The sequence below is a fragment of the Bremerella volcania genome (genome assembly GCF_007748115.1).
Taxonomy (GTDB): Bacteria; Planctomycetota; Planctomycetia; order Pirellulales; family Pirellulaceae; genus Bremerella; species Bremerella volcania.
Map to the genome: position 1 here is coordinate 815107 of NZ_CP036289.1, position 17223 is coordinate 832329.

Here is a 17223-nt window from a genome sequence, read left to right on the forward strand (position 1 = left end):
TTAAGCCTCAAGCAGGGTGAACAAATCGGTGAACAGGTCTTCATCCCAATCGATCTGAGAGTCGTCCTGAGCTTCAAGCATCGCCGGCTCACCAGCCATCGATGTCAAGCGGGCTTCCCTGGCAGTGCTACTGTCGGAGCCGATAGGGAAGTCGAGGCGAATGTGCATCTCGAATTTGAACGTGAAGGAGATCTTGATTTTCTTGCCGAAGATTTTGATCGTCTTGATCACCACCTCGACGCTAACTTTCACATTAGCCTCGATGCCCGGAACGGAGATCTCGAACGATTTGCCGGGCAACTGCTGAATTCGAAACGGCATACCGATTTCGATCGTGATATGGACCGCTGCCTTCACGATTCCAAAATCGACGGAGCCAAACAATATGCCAATAATCCCAACCCGGCCCACAAGGGCATAGGCGTCCGGGGGCAGGATATCCGAGTTGTCTTTGTGGTAGCCTAAGGCGCCTTCCAAGATTCCATACACGGAGACACTGACGCCAAAGCTGAAGATCCCCTTGGTAACCTCTTTCCCTAGGCCGATGCTAAGTCCCAGGCCAAATACGGCTACGCGGGCATCTGCCGGCAATCCAGGCAGCATGTTCGTGGAGACGCCCAGTAACCTCCCGACGTAGAAGCCCCCCTTGCCGATAAATGGGAATATCTGCAGATTGAAGCAGCGTTCAAAACTTAACTGCCAAGGGAATCCCAGATCGAGGCGGAAGTCACCATTGGTGTAGACCTCGATTCCGATGATCGGTAAGGTCAGCGATGCGGCCCCCAATTCAATCTGGCGTATCGCGTCGGGTAAGCGAATCTCGGCGGAATAGACTCCCAGTTCGTCGGTAATCTTGCGGTAGACTACTTGCAGGGCAAACAACTTGGCCACGTCGATCTTCAGCCCATACAAATGGGGATCGTTGAAGATCACGCCCAACTTGACGCTATCGACGACTTGCAGATCAAAGCCAGCGGTCCACTCGTTCTCACGCGAGTAGTGCATGACCGTGCGAAGCTTCTGACAAGGCTCGTCACCAAGCGCGGTACGGTAGTCTTTGAGTTGCTTGATAATGCTGTCGAAGTTTTGCGGTCCTCCACCGGAGGGTGCTTCGATTTGGACCCTTTGACCAGCGCCGACGAATTGCTTGTCACTGTCGAATGAGAGGCCGCCAAACCAGCCAACTCGGTCCCCTAGTGGGTCATCTGGATTTGGGAAGAGGTAGATGTTTAGCTTTTTGCCCTCGCCGGACTCGTCGGGAATCGAGATGCCGAGCAACTCCAGTGTGCAGTCTCTCATGGCAATCGCGAAGAATCGCTTCTCATTGCCCGCACCGAATCTCTCGATACATACCTGGAAGTCCTCGATCGTCAGCTTGATGACCCCCTGGATGCCCAGTTCCATGCGTCCGTTGGGAAGTTTCATCCCTAGTACGGGTAACTCAGGCTTCAGTTGCTGCCAACCGACGAAGATTTCCGCCTTCAAATCCTTCAAAGACGAGGTGAGCTCTCCAAGTGAACCCAGGTCGAGGGCGAAGCTGAAGCCGTAGTCAAACTTCACGTCAAAGTCGCCGGTGGCCGCAGACAAGGGCAGAAAGCCAAGGTCGGTCAAGTTGACGAGTTTGTCGCTTAAGCTGAAGAAAAACTCGCGCAGCTTCAGCGGTATGTGCGTCAGGAGCGAAGATTCACACTTATTGTCGGTCAGATCGAACGACACGATGCCTGGGTCGAAGTCGACTGGCTGCAGGTCGCTGCCTCCCTCTCGAAAACGGAAAGTGGCGCTCAAGTCTTTGAACTTCACGCCTTCGATGCATAGATAATCCTCGATCGTATCTCCGGATGAGATTTCCCCGTCAATCAAGAACTGTGTTTTTCGAAACCCGGAGGCATCCGGGGCGACCGTGACCATGGTGACCTTGCGTATGGTCACGTTTTCAATGAATTTGCTGACCGCGTCAAAGGTGATCTTCTGGTTTCCGGCATAGGCGAACGTATACGTATCCAGCCCATCCTTTTGCGCGTAGCTTCCCAGCAGAGTGACCGTATTCGTGTCGTCCTTCGTTTTCTGCTTGAACATCTCGGCTGAGGTCAATTCGACCTTGGCGTTGAATTGCCGCAGTTTCGATTGCTCGAAGAGTACTTGTAGTGACCTCACCAGGATCTTGTAGGCGGGGCCTCCCTCAGGCTTTTTCTCTTTGGGAGCGTTGTAATCTAGTAGGGCAAATGCGGATGTCCGCTCCGATTCGACCTGCCCGTTAGCGTTACCGGAGAAACGCGTGGCATTGAAGCCGACATGGTCCCAACGAAGTTCTTTAAGATCGATCCCAATCGCCAGTCCCTGCAATTGGTCCGGTAGATTTTGGGAATCAAGGACCAAATTGATACCCAAAATCCCGTTCCAGTTGGGATCGTGGAGTTTCTGATAGATCCCCTTGTAGAGGTCAAGTTTCCGATCCTTGGAATTGAGTTCCTCTGTCCGCTTCTGTTGAATTCGTTTGACGTACGCACGAACGGCCTCTTTATCGTTGGCCGAGTGCAGGCCAGCGGCCCAAAGGGTCTCATCTTCTGCCAGTTCCGCGAACGACTTGCCTTCATACAACTTGAAAATCAAGAGTGGCCGATCCTCGGGCGGGGTCGTGCGATCGAATTTAAAAGCAAATGCCCAACTCAAGATTTTGAACGTGTCGTCGTCGAATATGACGCCGGTAGGAATGCGCGAGAGTACCGCGAAGAGACGATTGCGCTGCAGTGCGTCGACGAGATTCTGATTCTCGAAGACGTTCTTCAGCGTGAGGAAGGCGTCCTCATTGGGCGGCTCGGACCTGGCCAATTGCAAGGTCTCATAGCGGAATCCTTGTTGCGGGTTGGTCTGTACGATCAAACCCTGTGGCGTGACGGTGTCCTGCAGTTCTTCGTCCGTTCGCTCGGCAAAGGAGACCGGTGCGGGGGGCGCCGTTGCTTGAACTTGCCCGATGATCTCTCGTCGCGATGGCTGCAACACGAGCGACTCGAAGGCGACATATTCACGATTGAGCCAAGGAACCAGCGTTTTGAGGTGATGGGAACCGACTCGGTTTGAGATCGCGGGGCGAAAGCCGTCGACAGGAGCCAACGGAAAGGGGGGCTGGGTATCCGCCGGCAATGCTTTCACATTGATCTGTTGAAATTCGAAAATGGGCTTCCCAGACTCAGGCCACTGACTTTGGTCGATGTCAGGATCTTTGGGGAGGGGTGTGTAGAGGGGTGCGTCGTCTGCTTGGGCTCGATAATTCGCCAGTTTGTCAATCTCATGGGGCAGGACTTGCAGCCACGAGGTTCGGGCTTCCCCCGAGAGTTTCCGAGCCGCGCCGTTAGAGGCGGGAGCCTCAGCCGGATCGAGCGGCGGCTGCGGCATCGTGTAAAAGGCATTCTGCAGTGGCAAAAATGAGATGCGATCGCGGGAACGAAAGCGAATATATTCGATCCCTGAATTTCCGCAGACCAGGCGGTTCGATCGGTTGCCGTCGATCGTCTGACCCTTTTCGTTCACGATTCGATCGATGTGAAATTCCCCGTCTGGGGCCAGATAGTACTGGTCGGCGGCCTGATTAAAAAACTGCGGCTTGTCAATGAAAAGAAGCCGCGATGTCGTCTCGGGTTTGAGGATCAACCGCTGACCATGACTCGTGCGGAAGTACGTACCGATTTCCAACTCATGACGCGGGTCAAACTCTAGGTAGGAGTCTGCGACGATTCGCGAATCCTCATCCAATTGAACGCCATGGTGGAAGAAATCGAGGTAGGCCCGCATGGGAGCGTTGCCAGAAGGGACAAAGGGAGGAGAAATATCGAATACCGCGAATCGCCGCGAAACGAGCGTATCGGGGTCGGCAATCTGTTCGATAGTCCTTTCCACGTCAAAGATACGGCGGAAGTATCGCAAACCGATGTCGAGTCGATCGAAGTCATCCGGTTTGTCGACCGTCGCGGCGTTAGCCGACAAGGCGCACTCAAATCGCGAAACATGTTTTGAATGATCGTCGACGACGGCCAACTGGAAGGAGTCTCCTTGAAGCTTTACGTGAAAGCGGTCCCGCTCCAGTTTGGGAGAAGACGGTTGCGAACCGAAAGCGAATAGAAAACCATTGGGACCAAAACCAAGTCGTGTTCCCTGAGGAATGTTCAACTTGTAATTGCGGATCCCCAACTCGACATCGTTAGTGATGGGAGCGTCTTGTGGGGCGGCCACAGGAACGCGGACTGTCTGGGTAAATACGCCGGGGGCTGCACTCCATCCAATTCGTATGTCCGGCTGCGACTGGAACATGTTCCAGATGGCTTCTCCAACACTCAGAAACTCGAGGGCCTTTCCCCTGGGAAAGAACACGTACCGCGCACTACCCCAGGTCTCGGCAAGTGTTTGAGGATTGGCCGAGGAATCGTCGGGATCGAGAACTACGGCAAATCGCGCTTGCGCGGGATCGATACCGGCCACCAAAAACAAATTGGTCGACTGATGACGCTGTATGGCTACCATCGGATCTCGTCACCTTTCAGAAGGGGAATTTCAAAGCAGGCCGCGTCCAGGGGGCCTGCTACATGAAAAACGACGCGATGAAGCCCTTGAGCGTCTCGTCGATATAGCTTTGCATTGGTCTTATAGTTCCCTCGCGGCCAATCTTCCCGCCGTTGGACGAGTTGTCGAAACCGAGTCGATACCGATACGTACGTTGGTTCGCCATCAAACTTCACGGCGACTTCCGGAACGGCAAAGCTTCTTCCTCGAAACGTCAATAGCGTTCGTGAAAATCCCTCGCTTAAGAAGGGATCTTCTTGGATCGTCCAGTCAATTTCCCCTTCATTCAGCATGCGATACAGTGACCGACCCTCCAGATCCGCCCGATCATCGGAACCAACGAGGACGACGTGGTTTTTCGGTTTGTCTTCGGCTGTCTGGCTGGCAAACCAAGTTTGGGGATAAACCAGCCGGTACTTGCTGACGGGGGTCTGCGAAGTACTTAAATCGAGCGTGCCGGAAGCAACATTAGTGAAGTCGTTGGTTTGATCGTGCGGCAACGCCATCGACTCACGTAGATCTCCCAAGAACGGATCAAAGGAAAGGAACGGATTGGTCACACCCGCGACCCGCGTCGGTTGTTCGCTCACTTCCAGATAGGTAACCCCGCTGGCAACGTAGCCCCGAATCGTTCCCTTGTCGTCAGGAAAACCTCGGCCTTCGTTTTGCAGGGCCGCGTGCTCCACACGCAGACGCATTCCTGGTTTGAGATCGATGGCGGCAACAATAGGTGTCTGAGTAGGCTCCGGCGATATTCGAGGCCCCATCAAACCGAAGTTCCACCGCTTCAGTTCAGTAAATGTCTTAGGGCCTACGGCAACATATTGTTTCCAAAAATGATCTCGGACCTTGTCGGCATGAAAGTACTTTTCTAGTTCGGATCGATTTCTTTCGAAGAAATCAACAAATGTCGAACCCGCTGCGGGATCGAAACAGCTTTGCGAAGCGTTGTTAGGATCGGAATAAGTATAGATAAGAGGTTGATAGATTGCTTCCGGCGATAGCGTTAGCCAGATGTAATACTCACGAACCCAAGAACCGTGGCGGCATACCCAATGGCAGTGAACTCCAGTACGCAGCCCATTGTCAAAGCCTTGGGCTGGATAGGCCCATGAACGAGTAATCCCCGGTTGAAGCATGTCTTCACCGGGATTCATGATAAAAAAAGACTTCTTGTGACCAGGGGGGCATGCACGGCGATTGCACCATAACTCACCGTCCCAGCAGGACTTCCATGCGGTAGTCATCGCCCCAGCCGCATTTTAATCGTTTGTTCTTCACGCCGACCTTGGCTGTCTTGTTGTTCTTCAGCAGGCTCAGGCTCGTCCTTCGTAGCAGGCTAAAGTTGGCGTCGGCGTGCCCTTTGCGGATGCGAGATTGATCTTCACCGAACGTCACGTCCAGTTGCCAGTGCAGGCTGTTTTCAATGCCCCAATGACCGCGAACGGCCTCGGCGAAACGCTTGCCGGAAAGGTACTTGCTCAGGATATAGTATCGCACCTCGCTCGTCTCGTTCCCGCCTTGCTTCACGATATTGATCGTCATCCCGATCGCCCTCAAGTTCGACCAACGATCTCGTGTGATGATCTCGTCGTTCACAGGGCAGATATAATAGGAACGCGACTCCTCGCGACCATGCCCTTTCTCGTGCGTTTCGTGACGGTGTACTTTGGCTCGCTTGAAATTGCTTTCCTGCTGCGCGACAAAAAAATCTTCGATCGAATCGTGGAGGGTCGGCTGATTGCGCTTCACGGCCAGGCAATAATCGGCTCCCTGGTCGACGATCTTCTGAGCGATGTCCTGTTGGCAACCTTGAGCGTCAATCGTCACTAAACTGCCGGAAACCTCGACGATTTCAAGCAGTTTGGGAATGGCGGTGATCTCGTTGCTCTTCGCGTCGGTTACTACCTGGCCGAGACTCACATGATTGGCAGTCGCCCAGGCACTGACCATGTGAATGGCCGCCTTGCTGCTGGCCTTGTCGAAACTCCGCCGCAGCGTCTTGCCGTCAATCGCGATGATCTGCCCGTCGGTGATTTCGTGTAAGGCGGTGATCCAAGTCAGCAAACACTTCTCAAACTCAGCCGGATTCAGCGAAGCCAAGATCGCATTAAAGCGATCGTGCGAAGGGATGCCGGAACTCAAATCAAGGAACTTACCCAGCCACTCCTTCTTCATCTCGGCCCAGTCGGCGATAGCCACAAAATCATCCGCCCCACTCATCACCGCACACAGCGCGATGGTCACGATATTCGTTAACGGATAAGTCACCTTGCGAGTCCGCGGATCGGTCAGATCGGCAAAGCACTCTTGAAGGGAAACAGGCGAACGTGACGACATGAGAAAGGCACCTGAGAACACCGGATCAGGCCGCGACAACCTCCGTCACAAAATCGCCTGACCGCCATTGCCTCAGTGTCGCAGATAACCCATCATGGCGCAATCGCCGTGGGGGGGCATGTCGGGGTGTGCAGGTAAGGAACACGCATCAAATTCTGAGGCGGCGGGAGAAAGTTCTCCATTTGGTTGTACGGTGGATATTCGTGCATCGCCACCACATAGTCAGTCGAACAAATGTCATGCGAGAAGAGCGGACTGGTTATCCAACTAAACGCAAGGCACGATAATAGCAAACACAACCGTCTCATTGCTGTACACCTTCTATGCTTGTAGGGAAACAACTGTGTGCTGAACTTCGTCCAACTTGAGGTAGACGCGAGTATATAAATGCAGATGCATGAATGCCAGGACTTTTCTTGTTAAGGAATGATGATAGAAGTGTTTTGATATGTAGGCTCTCTTGGTATCGAAAGTAACGTCAGGAAATGCAGATTATTGTCGTCCGCGCATCCAATCCGATAGGGGCGACCAACGGAAGTCCCGGAATTCGTGGCAAAATGGCTGGCAGAGGCATTCGATTTAGGGCGCAGACATCAATAGCTGCTCGTGATTGATTACGAACAAAACATGCGTCGATCATCTGTGCGTGCGATGCTGGGTATCCGTTAGAGCATCAAGGTGGTTGCCAGGCCGAATGGTAGCCAGGTTCATTCCTGATAGGGCTGAGTTTGGGGTTCGTTGGAGGACGAAGGCTTGGCTCCTCTTCTGAGCGAACTCGTGGAGAGCAGCATTGGTAAGCTGAGGTCAAAAGTGACAAGCACGTTCGTCCCACTGACAAGCCAGCCAGTGGTCTTTACCGATGGCGCATGCAACCTTAGCTCCGATGCCAACACCTGACGCCATCGAAGCCAAGTCGAAAGGTGATGAGCATGATCAAACGTCTCCCAGGCAACATCGTCCGAGGCAAAACGGACCAAAGATGCCACGAAGAATTGCTCCTGATGTCGCTGCCCCACCAAGTTATGATTCTCTGGTGGGCTTGAGTTTTTTACAGAGCCATGCCTGAACCATTTCATGGCGTTCGGGGAGCAGGCAGATATTTTTCTGTCAACCGAATTCTGGTGTGATATGATGGGAATCGGTCCTGGGTTGATAATCCATGTCGGGCGATAAGTCACTCAATGCCGAGTATCGTTCCTCGATGTGGCCTAGTTGAAGTCGAATCAATGCTTCTTGCTCCATAGGGCCTCCCGCCAACTTCCCCCTTTGCCTCTCCATAATGACTGGGCGCTGCCCGCATCTTTCAGGGTCTGACTATGCGACTCTTTGTACTCTGTTGTGCAATTCTCATTAGTTGTTGCACAGCGACTTTCGGTGAACCAATTACCGTGGCCGATATTCAGCGATCCAATCCAGTTTCATTCGAGAAAGAGATCCTTCCGATCTTCCGGCGCAGTTGTCTTGCCTGTCACAGTGCCAGCGAAGCGAATGGAGAATTGGTTTTGGAAACTCCGGCGACAATTCGCAAAGGAGGGGACTCTGGAGCGGCGGTCATTCCTGGTAAAGGGGCTGAAAGTTTGCTTGTCAAGCTGTCGGCGCACCAGGAGGAGTCTTTCATGCCTCCTCCTGATAACGATGTGAACGCTCCCCAACTGACTTCGCAGGAACTTGGGCTTATCCGTCTATGGATCGACCAAGGTGCCGTAGGCGGATCGTCTGCTACATCGACAACACCGCGAGATTGGAGTTCGATTCCTAAGAATCTGGGCCCGGTCTACGCAGCGGCACTGAGCCCTGATGGACAATTCGTGGCGGTGAGCCGAGCTAACCGGCTATTCATTTACCACGCTGAGTCCGGGAAATTGGTCGGAAGTTTGGAGGATCCCTCGCTGAAACCTCCTGCGGCGCATCGTGATCTGGTCCAATCGCTTGCCTGGGGAAGCGATGGTTCGTTGCTCGTCTCAGGCGGATTTCGTGAGGCAAAGCTGTGGGAAAAGCCACTCGACGCACGTGCGTTGTCATTCCCAACTAAATCGGCAACGACAGCGTTGGCTTTCAGCACCGATCGCAAGTGGATGGCTACCGCTGGTGATGACCATGTCATTCAGCTTTGGAGCCTTGAGACTTCAAAACGCGGTCCGAAAATGACTGGGCACGGGGATTTGATCACTGCCCTGCGGTTTACTTCAGACGGCAGGCATTTGTTCTCGGCATCGCACGATAAGACGATCCGGGTGTGGAACTGTTCCGAAGGTACGCAAGCGGGGCTTGTTCAGGTTCCCACGCCGATCCACGCGATCGAATTGTTGTGGACTACCGCGGTGCCGGACAATGATGCACAGCCTCGGCAAATGCTAATTGCGGGAGGTGTCGATAAGGTACTACGGACTTGGCTGGTAGAACCCGACGCGACGGCACAGGCGTGGTCCATGATCGAAGCAGAAGAACTTCCAGGACACACAGAAGCTATCACTTCTCTTGCTGCGATATCCGGGCAGACAATGCATGTCTATTCAGCGAGCCGCGACGGAACGGTACGCCACTGGGACCTGGAGAAAAAAAAGCAGCTTGGTCAATTCTCGCATGGCGCGCCGGTGCTGGCAGTTGCCGTCCGATCGGATGGGCAGCGAATCGCTTCAGTTAGTGAAAACAATACCGCAAAGCTGTGGGATAAGGGCGGCAAGCAGATCGCCGAGATGAAGGGAGACCCGCGATTACAGCAGCATGCACAGAGGAAAAAGCAGATCCTCGCCGCGGCGCAGCAGCGATTGGCAATTGTCAAGCAGCGACTTGCTACCGTTGAAGACGTGCTCAAGAAGCGGATCGAGGCGAAAGAAACTTCCGATAAGGAAGTTGCCGCAGCCGAAAAGGATCTCGCTCAGAGGAAAACGGCGCTGGACAAATTAAATAATGAGCCACCCGCTTCAGAGCCTGCTGCTGCCGAAGACGCAGAGAAAGAAGAGAAGCCTGATGATGTTGAAACCATGAAAGAAGCGGCTCAAAAGAAGCTACAAGAGGCAATGTCAGCCCAGCAACTGGCGACCAAGAAACAAACTGCGGCCGAAGCAGCCGTAAAACAAGCGGAAGAAAGCGTCGCGTTGGTTAACCAGCTAGTAGAGCACGCTGCGGCGAGAGTAGAAGAAGCTCAGGCCAGATCCGATTTGGCGGTCAAGCAGTCAAGCGAGTCGGAATTACCTCTGCGTTCGGTTAGCTTCTCGCTCGATGGAACGAGACTGGCGACCGCGGGTGATTTTCCGACCGTGCAGATCTGGAATGCTGAAACAGGGATCGCGGTAGATGCCTTGGCGAAGCAACCAGGCTCCCTTTCCCCGATCGAATTTATCGGCAATGATCGTCTGCTTTCATCGTTCGGAACGACGGAAACGGTTGTTTGGGAACTGAATCCCGCTTGGCGGCTACGACAGACAATCGATTCCGCTGAGAGTGACGACCCGATCATGGGACGCGTCACGTCACTCGATATCGACGCGAATGACGCCCAACTGCTAATTGGTAGTGGCCTACCATCACGAAACGGCGAACTCAGTCTATTCCGTCTGGAAGACAGTGCCTGCATCCAGCATCTGCCGGATGCGCACTCCGACGTGGTTTATTCTGCGAGGTTCTCTCCCGATGGTACGCAGTTTATTTCCGGCGGCGCCGATAAGTACGTACGACTCTGGAACCTAACTGACCAGGATCCATTGAAGCAGTTTGAAGGGCATTCCGATTATGTGTTGGGTGTGTCCTGGAAAGACGACGCGACATCCATTGCGACTGCATCGTCGGATAAAACCATCAAGGTCTGGGACGCGGAAACGGCTGATCAATTGAAGACGATTTCCGGCTTCGGAAAGGATGTCACGGCGGTACGATTCGTTGGGGCTACGAATCATGTGGTTTCGAGCTGTGGCGACGGAATCGTTCGTCTGCAGGATGCCGCCAGTGGTAAGTCGATCAGAACCTTTCAAGCTGGCGTCTGGCTGCACTGCGTCGATGCGACGGCAGACGAAAAGTTGGTGATCGCCGGGGGCGATGACGGACGGTTATTTATCTGGGACGGGACGAATGGGAAGCAGCTGAAGTCGATACTCGTGGGCGAATAAGTGCCCACGAGTATCAGGAAATCAGTTCCGGAATTGGTTCGCCATGATCGATGATCGGTGTTGGGCGGCCGTTGAAGTCTTTGATGAAGACCTTTCTGCCATCGATCCCCAGGTGATGGTAGATCGTTGAAAGAAAGTCTCCCGGTCCGCAGATTCTTTCAACGGAATCTTCTCCCAATTTGTCGGTAGCACCAATGACGCGGCCCGTCTCGATGCCCCCTCCGGCCCAGATGTTTGAGAATGCGCGCGGCCAGTGGTCACGCCCCGGTTGCTTGGTGCCTGCCGCCGCACTCGCATTGCCGGCGCCAGTGCTCGGCTGATAATTGACCTTGGGGGTTCGGCCGAACTCGCCGGTCACTACCACAAGCACACGCTCTGACAGCCCACGCTGGTAAACATCTTCGATGAGTGCCGAGACTGCCTGATCGTAAGCCTGGGCCCTGAACTTCAGCGCGTCGAAAACGTGATGATTCACTGCGTGATCGTCCCAGTTACTGACGCGACCGCAAAGCGGTCCATGCAAGCTGGTCGTCAGGATCTCAACACCTGCCTCGACCAATCGACGTGCTAGAAGCAACTGCTGCCCCCAGGTATTTCTCCCGTACCGATCGCGAGTTTTGTCGTCTTCTTGGCTGAGATCGAAAGCTTCTTTGGCCTTGGGGTTCGTTAGCAGGGTCATCGCCTGTGTTTCGAATTCGTCGAGTGCATCCATCTCTCCAGCCTTGTCGAAGGCTCGCTCGAGCGTGTCGAGTCTTTGCCGCAAAGAGGCTCGTCGTTCGAGATGGATGGCTTCACCGGGATTCGCAACTCCGATATTCGGTACTGAAAAGCTCGGGCTGTTAGGGTCACCGGTCACGGCGAACGGCGCGTAGGCATCACCTAAATATGCAGGGCCGGTATAGTTCGTGGGTGGGTTTACTCCTGCGTAGATTGGTAGCGGATTGTTGCGCTCGGTATTTTGAGATCGCATGTAATTGGCAATCGACATCCAATCTGGCAGACGAGGCGCTGGTTTGTCCCGAGTATCAGGGTCTCCCGAGAGTAACTGCATCGACCCGGCCGGATGTCCGCCGGCGGTCTGACGCATGGAGCGTAAGACCGTGAACTTGTCGGCGATGGCGGCTTGCATCGGCAGCAACTCGGTGAAGTTCAGACCAGGCACTTTCGTCTGGATCGTACTGAACGGACCTCCGTATTCAACCGGTGCGTTCGGCTTGGGATCGTACGTGTCGATATGAGAGCATCCGCCTGGTTGCCAGACCATGATGACGGCGTTCTTCTTGCGGCTTGGGTCGGCTGGGCTCTCGGCCCGGAGGCGAAGCATGCCAGGCAGGCTCAGCGAAGCGAATCCCGCTAGTCCCATGCGCATGAACCCACGGCGCGATGAAGGACCCGGGCAGATGGCATATGATGCGTTGAACGGGTGAGTCATTTCGAAGTTACCTCAATGGCGGGAATGACACGAATCTGAATCGGTTTCGAGACGATGATGTCGACGATGTCTTTCGGAGCTGCTTCTTTCTTGACCTTTTGCAAACGTTTTTCCGCCGCGGTAACGGCCGCCTTTGCTTTTTGTTGTTCTTCTTCAGATGCTTGCTCGGCGGACTTCTTAACCGCTTCCAAGGCGAGTTCCGCTTCGGCCACCGCCGCGGTGTTGTACGAATACTTGGCAACGGCGCTTCCGTAGAATGCGATGGTGTACAGGCCTGGGGCTGGTTTCAGCTTTGCCAAATCGAGTACGGCTTCGGAAGAATCTTCCTCGAGAGATACGTCAAACGCACCGTTCTTATCGAAGGGTTCGCCAAACGTCTTCATGCTCATCGTCGGGCCCGAGAACTCGCAGCGGCGCGTAAGAGTCAGCGGAATCGTCAAGGACTGGCCTGCTGTGACTTCCCAAACTTTGTCCTCGGTCGGGGCGACGCTCAAGGGAGTATTCTCGGAACCGCCAACGGAAACCGGCACATCGGCAAGGAGTCGCGGGCTGGGTATTTCGGACCAGGCATTGGTCACCGGCCAGGCCATCGACGCGTAGCTTCCTTGTCGGGTAACCGGCTTACCATCGATTTCCGCGCGCCCGAACAAACTGGCACTTGTCAGGCCGCGCGGAGCGTTTTCTGCTGCGGTCACCAGCAAAGTTCCGCAGCACTTGCCAGACGGAATCGTCAAGCCGCTGGCGGTAACGCCTTCCGGCAAATTTTCCATGCCTAGTTCGATTGGGCCGTCGAATCCATCTCGACGGACAACGACCACTTCGATTGGCATCGTTGCGCCACCCCGAAGTGCAATTGGCTTGGATAAAGCATTGCGATCTCCATTGCGTAGATTCATATGGAGTGCCCATCCCACGATCGCAAAATCGGGCTGGGCTTTGCGGATAATCAGGCGATAGATGTTTCGCGCGTCGTTGCGTGTGCCACCGAACAGGTCAGTTAACCTCAGCCGATAGACGCCATCCTCCTTGATCTCGACCTTGCCAAGAATATCCGACGAACCGGCATTGTAAGGCGGGCCGTCGTAGCTATATCCATTGCTCGAAACCTTAACCGGGCTGGGAATATCCGAAAGCTGGGTGACGTCGACCTCCTCTTCTTGGTCACCGCTTTTCTTTACTTGATGTACGGTGATGGAAGGATCTGTCGGAAGTCCAAGTCTTTCCGATGCAACCTCGACCCACCAGACCTCTCCCTTCTTGGCGGTGAACTCGAAGGTATCGACATCTGCTGCTGGGAAGAAACTTCCCTCGATGTCACACGGAAGCGTGATCTGCTGGGCCTTGGTGGAGGCATTGTTGGGCTCGACTTCGGTCAATACAGCGGTTGTTGCCAGGTTGGTTGGCGGCCATGAAAATGCGTTGACATTGCGTGTTGATGCAGGCCGCGGGACGGCCGCATCGGCCGGGATCTCCTCCAGGGCCAGCCGATAGAAGTAATACGGACCGCCGCCATACGTCAAGTCGTGAACCTTAATGACGAACTTGCCGTCCGCTTCCGGGGTGAAATCAATCGCGCCGCCGCGTCGTTCGACTTGCAGGTCGTTGCCATCTTCATCAGCAACAATTAAGACCGACTTAAGCTTCGAGTCGATACCTTCCGCGGCACTGCTGATAACCAACCGTTGCCCTGCCTTTGCCTCGAATGTGTAGTAATCGATTGCCTTGGCTTTCATCTGTCCATTGCAGATCGAGTTAACTTGCAGAGGTATTGCCGTATCGAGCGTGTTGTGTGACTCGGTGGCTATAATCTCGGGCAAATTGCCGACGCTGAATACACGAGAACTGGAAAGCCCCAGGCGAGACATGATGCGTGCTTCATGTACCCCGGTCGGACAATCAGGGGCAATCGTCACGGAGTATTGATTGGGTAGCGGAATCCCTTCTTCACCCACCTTCGCAGTCGCAGTGATCCCCGGATGCGAGAATCGCAACTCCCCCAGGTCGTCGAGGTTTTCGCCGCTGATCGTCACGTCCACGGTCGTTCCGGCCTGGCCACCCATCGGCAGCGTCGTCAGTAGTCTCGGTGCTGGCAAACAGACCGACTGTGCCGATCCAATAGACGGCCAGATGACCGCGAGGAACAATAGCTGAAGCACTCGGAGGCAGGTGGCCGCGCCTACGCGTTTGATATACATCGCGTCCTCTAGTGGTTGAACAGGAATTCTTTGGAGTTCATCAACGCCCAGATCAAATCTTGATAGTTCTGTCGGGCAGCTTGGTTGGCATCGATTGGTTTTCCCTCCGCATCGGTGGGAATCTGCTTCACGTACTCGATCGCAATTTGCAGCTCTTCCGCAGTAGGTTCCCGGGAAAACGCGATTCGGTAGATCTCGCTTATCTTTGCTTCCACCGGTGTGTCTTGCCCGGCCAGATTGGCGGCACGACCTTTGGCCGCGCCCAGTTTCGATTTGATTTCCGAGGAATTGATCAGATGCAGGCTTTGAGCCAAGCTGGAAGACTGCACGCGTTCGCACTCGCATACACTGGAATTATCAGGACGTCCGAAGACTCGCAGAAAGGGGGAAGCCTTGTTGTAGCTGTTGTCTGGTAAGGCCACCGCACGAGTGCCTAGCGGAAGATTGGGAAAGTCGGTTGGGGAAGCCGTAAGGTCGTTCACGGCATCCAGCAGTACTTCCGCTTGAAGGCGACGCGGGTAATACCGTGAGTAGTTTTGCTCGTCGATCAGGTTGAATTCGTTGGGAACCGAACTGAGTTGATAAGCTTTCGATTGCGTGATGACGCGGACCAATTCTTTCAGGTCAAAGCCGCTGGCGACGAAGTGCTCTTCCAATGCCGCCAATAATTCAGGATTCGACGGAGGATTGGTATCTCGAATGTCGTCTTCCGGTTCGATCAGTCCCCGCTTGAAGAAATGTTTCCAATATCGGTTAACAACGGCCTTGGCAAAGAAGGGATTGTTCGGCTTGGAAATCCAATCGGCCAGCAGCAATCGTGGATCTTGTTCTGGAGGAATATCGCCGACCGAATCACCCAAAGCCGCAGGACGGAGCTTTTCTCCTGTCTTCATGTTTGTGGCGGCAGCGATCCCTCGTTTATGGAAGATCATATCCTCGCCGCGGATCTCTGTTGGTTTACGACCTACCTGGCTAAAGAAAGCCGCGAGGCTGTAATAGTCGTCCTGACTCCAGCGTTCAAATGGATGATGATGACACTGGGCACACTGCAGACGAACGCCCAGAAATAGCTGAGCGACATCCTCGAGTTGTTCTTTAGATTCCTTCACTCGCTTGTACCAGGCAACCGGTGGATTGGCCACGACCGTGCCTGTTGCAGCCAGAAGTTCACGAACTAGCTGATCGTACGGAACGTTATCTAAGAGGCTATCGCGGATCCAGGCATGGAATGCGAAGTTCGACGTAATGTCGCTGGCATCGTCCCGGCGATTCTTCAGCAGCGAAGTCCACTTGTTGGCAAAGAAGTCCGCATAGCCTGGGCTGCGTAACAAACGCTCGATGACTTGGTCTCTTTTGTCAGGGGCGCTGCTGCTCAAGAAGGATTCCGTTTCCTTGACGGTTGGGAGACGTCCAGTCATATCGAGGGTGACTCGACGGAGGAAGGTGGCATCGTCACTGACCGGTGAAGGAGGAATGCCGATTTCCTGCAGGTTGCCAAAGACCAGTTCGTCGACAAAATTGTTCGGTTTCGGCAATTCCCCGATCGGTGCACCCAGTGGGATCGCCGCTGTGAAAACGGCCGATTTGTCCTGGTATCTCAGCATGATTGCCACGCGTCCAGGGATCTGTTGGAACTTGACGAGGCCATCGGATGAAACCTCGGCCATTGCTTCTGAATTCGACTCAAACAACGCGAATTCGGTGACATCGCGTTGGCTGCCATCAGAGAAAGTTGCCAGCGCCTGGAGCTGCTGCTGGGCACCCATTCCCACGACGCCACGGTTGGGCGAGACTTCAAAGGTTTCAAGCTGCGGGGTATTAGCGGTATGGAAAGGAGCTCCTTCACTGATCCAGCGGCGAATGATTTCGTACCCCTCAGAGTCCTTCGAAAGTCTTACGCCACCACCATGAGGTGTTTCACCGGAAGCCTTGCGAAGCAGCAGGCTCTCTTCGGGAATGGGAGGAAACAAGCGACGGCCGCGTCCTTCACGAACAATGGCTTCGTAGTCTTCTGCGACCTCGAATCCCAGCAACGACAACTGAAATCCGTTTTGACCTCCTCCAGCTTTCGCGTGACAACCGCCTGTGTTACAGCTTGCTTTCGTCAGAACAGGGACAACATCATTGACGAAACTGACTGGCTGTTGGGCAACGTCCTCCGAATGGACAACGGAAACTAGAAACAGCACGATTGCCAAGCCAACGATTTGCCGGCGACTTGCCCAAAGAGAGATAGGCAAAACCATAATTAATCGCCCTGAGGAAGGGGGGAGGGGATGAAACGCCAGGGGGCCAGCGTTCGGTGAGGTTGAGGGAGGGAGGAAGTCTCTAAGATACCAATCCTGGACGGTTCAGTCCAGTTTTATCTGACTAGCAAATGCTTTGTTAAGCGAAAAATAACTCGTGACATCATGGCTACGGGAAAGGCTTTCTTACTTACGGCAAACTAGAGAAGATAAAAAGGCGTCTCCTGTGCATAGCCCAGTGGGAATTAATAGGGCAATGGAAATGAATCCCATTACTCTTTATCCGTCAGCACTCACCGGAAGCGATTCACGATGCGGACCAGTAAACTTTCTGGTCGGTCTTCTGTAGC

At 54.1% G+C, this 17223-nt stretch carries 7 protein-coding genes; 1 reads left to right on the forward strand and 6 read right to left on the reverse strand.

The genetic code is table 11. The features are described 5' to 3' along the window. The 3 genes from Pan97_RS03320 to Pan97_RS03330 are packed head-to-tail and all read right to left on the reverse strand — an operon-like array spanning position 1 to position 6894. Entirely contained in the window at positions 1 to 4515 is a 4515-nt protein-coding gene (locus Pan97_RS03320; protein ID WP_144970730.1) for a hypothetical protein, read from the reverse strand. Continuing rightward, positions 4509 to 5711, reverse strand: a complete 1203-nt coding sequence (locus Pan97_RS03325; protein ID WP_144970731.1) for a hypothetical protein — start codon at positions 5709 to 5711, stop codon at positions 4509 to 4511. Before Pan97_RS03325 ends, Pan97_RS03320 begins: the two co-directional genes overlap by 7 nt. 55 nt (positions 5712 to 5766) lie before the next feature. Next, positions 5767 to 6894 (reverse strand): ISAs1 family transposase, encoded by a 1128-nt coding sequence (locus tag Pan97_RS03330; RefSeq protein ID WP_144970136.1) that lies wholly within the window; start codon positions 6892 to 6894, stop codon positions 5767 to 5769. Positions 6895 to 8210: 1316 nt separating this feature from the next. Between Pan97_RS03330 and Pan97_RS03335 the strand changes: the two genes are divergently transcribed. After that, positions 8211 to 11000, forward strand: a complete 2790-nt coding sequence (locus tag Pan97_RS03335; RefSeq protein ID WP_144970732.1) for a c-type cytochrome domain-containing protein — start codon at positions 8211 to 8213, stop codon at positions 10998 to 11000. A gap of 13 nt (positions 11001 to 11013) precedes the next feature. On the opposite strand, the gene Pan97_RS03340 is transcribed toward Pan97_RS03335, so the two are convergent. From Pan97_RS03340 to Pan97_RS03350, 3 genes are all read right to left on the reverse strand, one after another. Then, positions 11014 to 12363: a DUF1501 domain-containing protein gene (locus Pan97_RS03340; protein WP_206668919.1), complete on the reverse strand. Its 1350-nt coding sequence runs from the start codon at positions 12361 to 12363 to the stop codon at positions 11014 to 11016. Between the two features lie 65 nt (positions 12364 to 12428). After that, complete coding sequence (locus tag Pan97_RS03345) at positions 12429 to 14627, reverse strand: PPC domain-containing protein (protein WP_174819536.1); 2199 nt, start codon at positions 14625 to 14627, stop codon at positions 12429 to 12431. Between the two features lie 8 nt (positions 14628 to 14635). Continuing rightward, on the reverse strand, positions 14636 to 16873 hold the full coding sequence (locus tag Pan97_RS03350) for a DUF1549 domain-containing protein (RefSeq protein ID WP_144970736.1): 2238 nt from the start codon (positions 16871 to 16873) through the stop codon (positions 14636 to 14638). Positions 16874 to 17223: the final 350 nt, after the last annotated feature.

Bases quoted from the DNA above. Each gene is read 5' to 3' on its own strand.
- Pan97_RS03320 (WP_144970730.1), bottom strand. From the start codon at position 4,515: ATGGTAGCCATACAGCGTCATCAGTCGACCAATTTGTTTTTGGTGGCC.
- Pan97_RS03325 (WP_144970731.1), bottom strand. From the start codon at position 5,711: ATGAATCCCGGTGAAGACATGCTTCAACCGGGGATTACTCGTTCATGG.
- Pan97_RS03330 (WP_144970136.1), bottom strand. From the start codon at position 6,894: ATGTCGTCACGTTCGCCTGTTTCCCTTCAAGAGTGCTTTGCCGATCTG.
- Pan97_RS03335 (WP_144970732.1), top strand. From the start codon at position 8,211: ATGCGACTCTTTGTACTCTGTTGTGCAATTCTCATTAGTTGTTGCACA.
- Pan97_RS03340 (WP_206668919.1), bottom strand. From the start codon at position 12,363: ATGGGACTAGCGGGATTCGCTTCGCTGAGCCTGCCTGGCATGCTTCGC.
- Pan97_RS03345 (WP_174819536.1), bottom strand. From the start codon at position 14,627: ATGTATATCAAACGCGTAGGCGCGGCCACCTGCCTCCGAGTGCTTCAG.
- Pan97_RS03350 (WP_144970736.1), bottom strand. From the start codon at position 16,873: ATGGTTTTGCCTATCTCTCTTTGGGCAAGTCGCCGGCAAATCGTTGGC.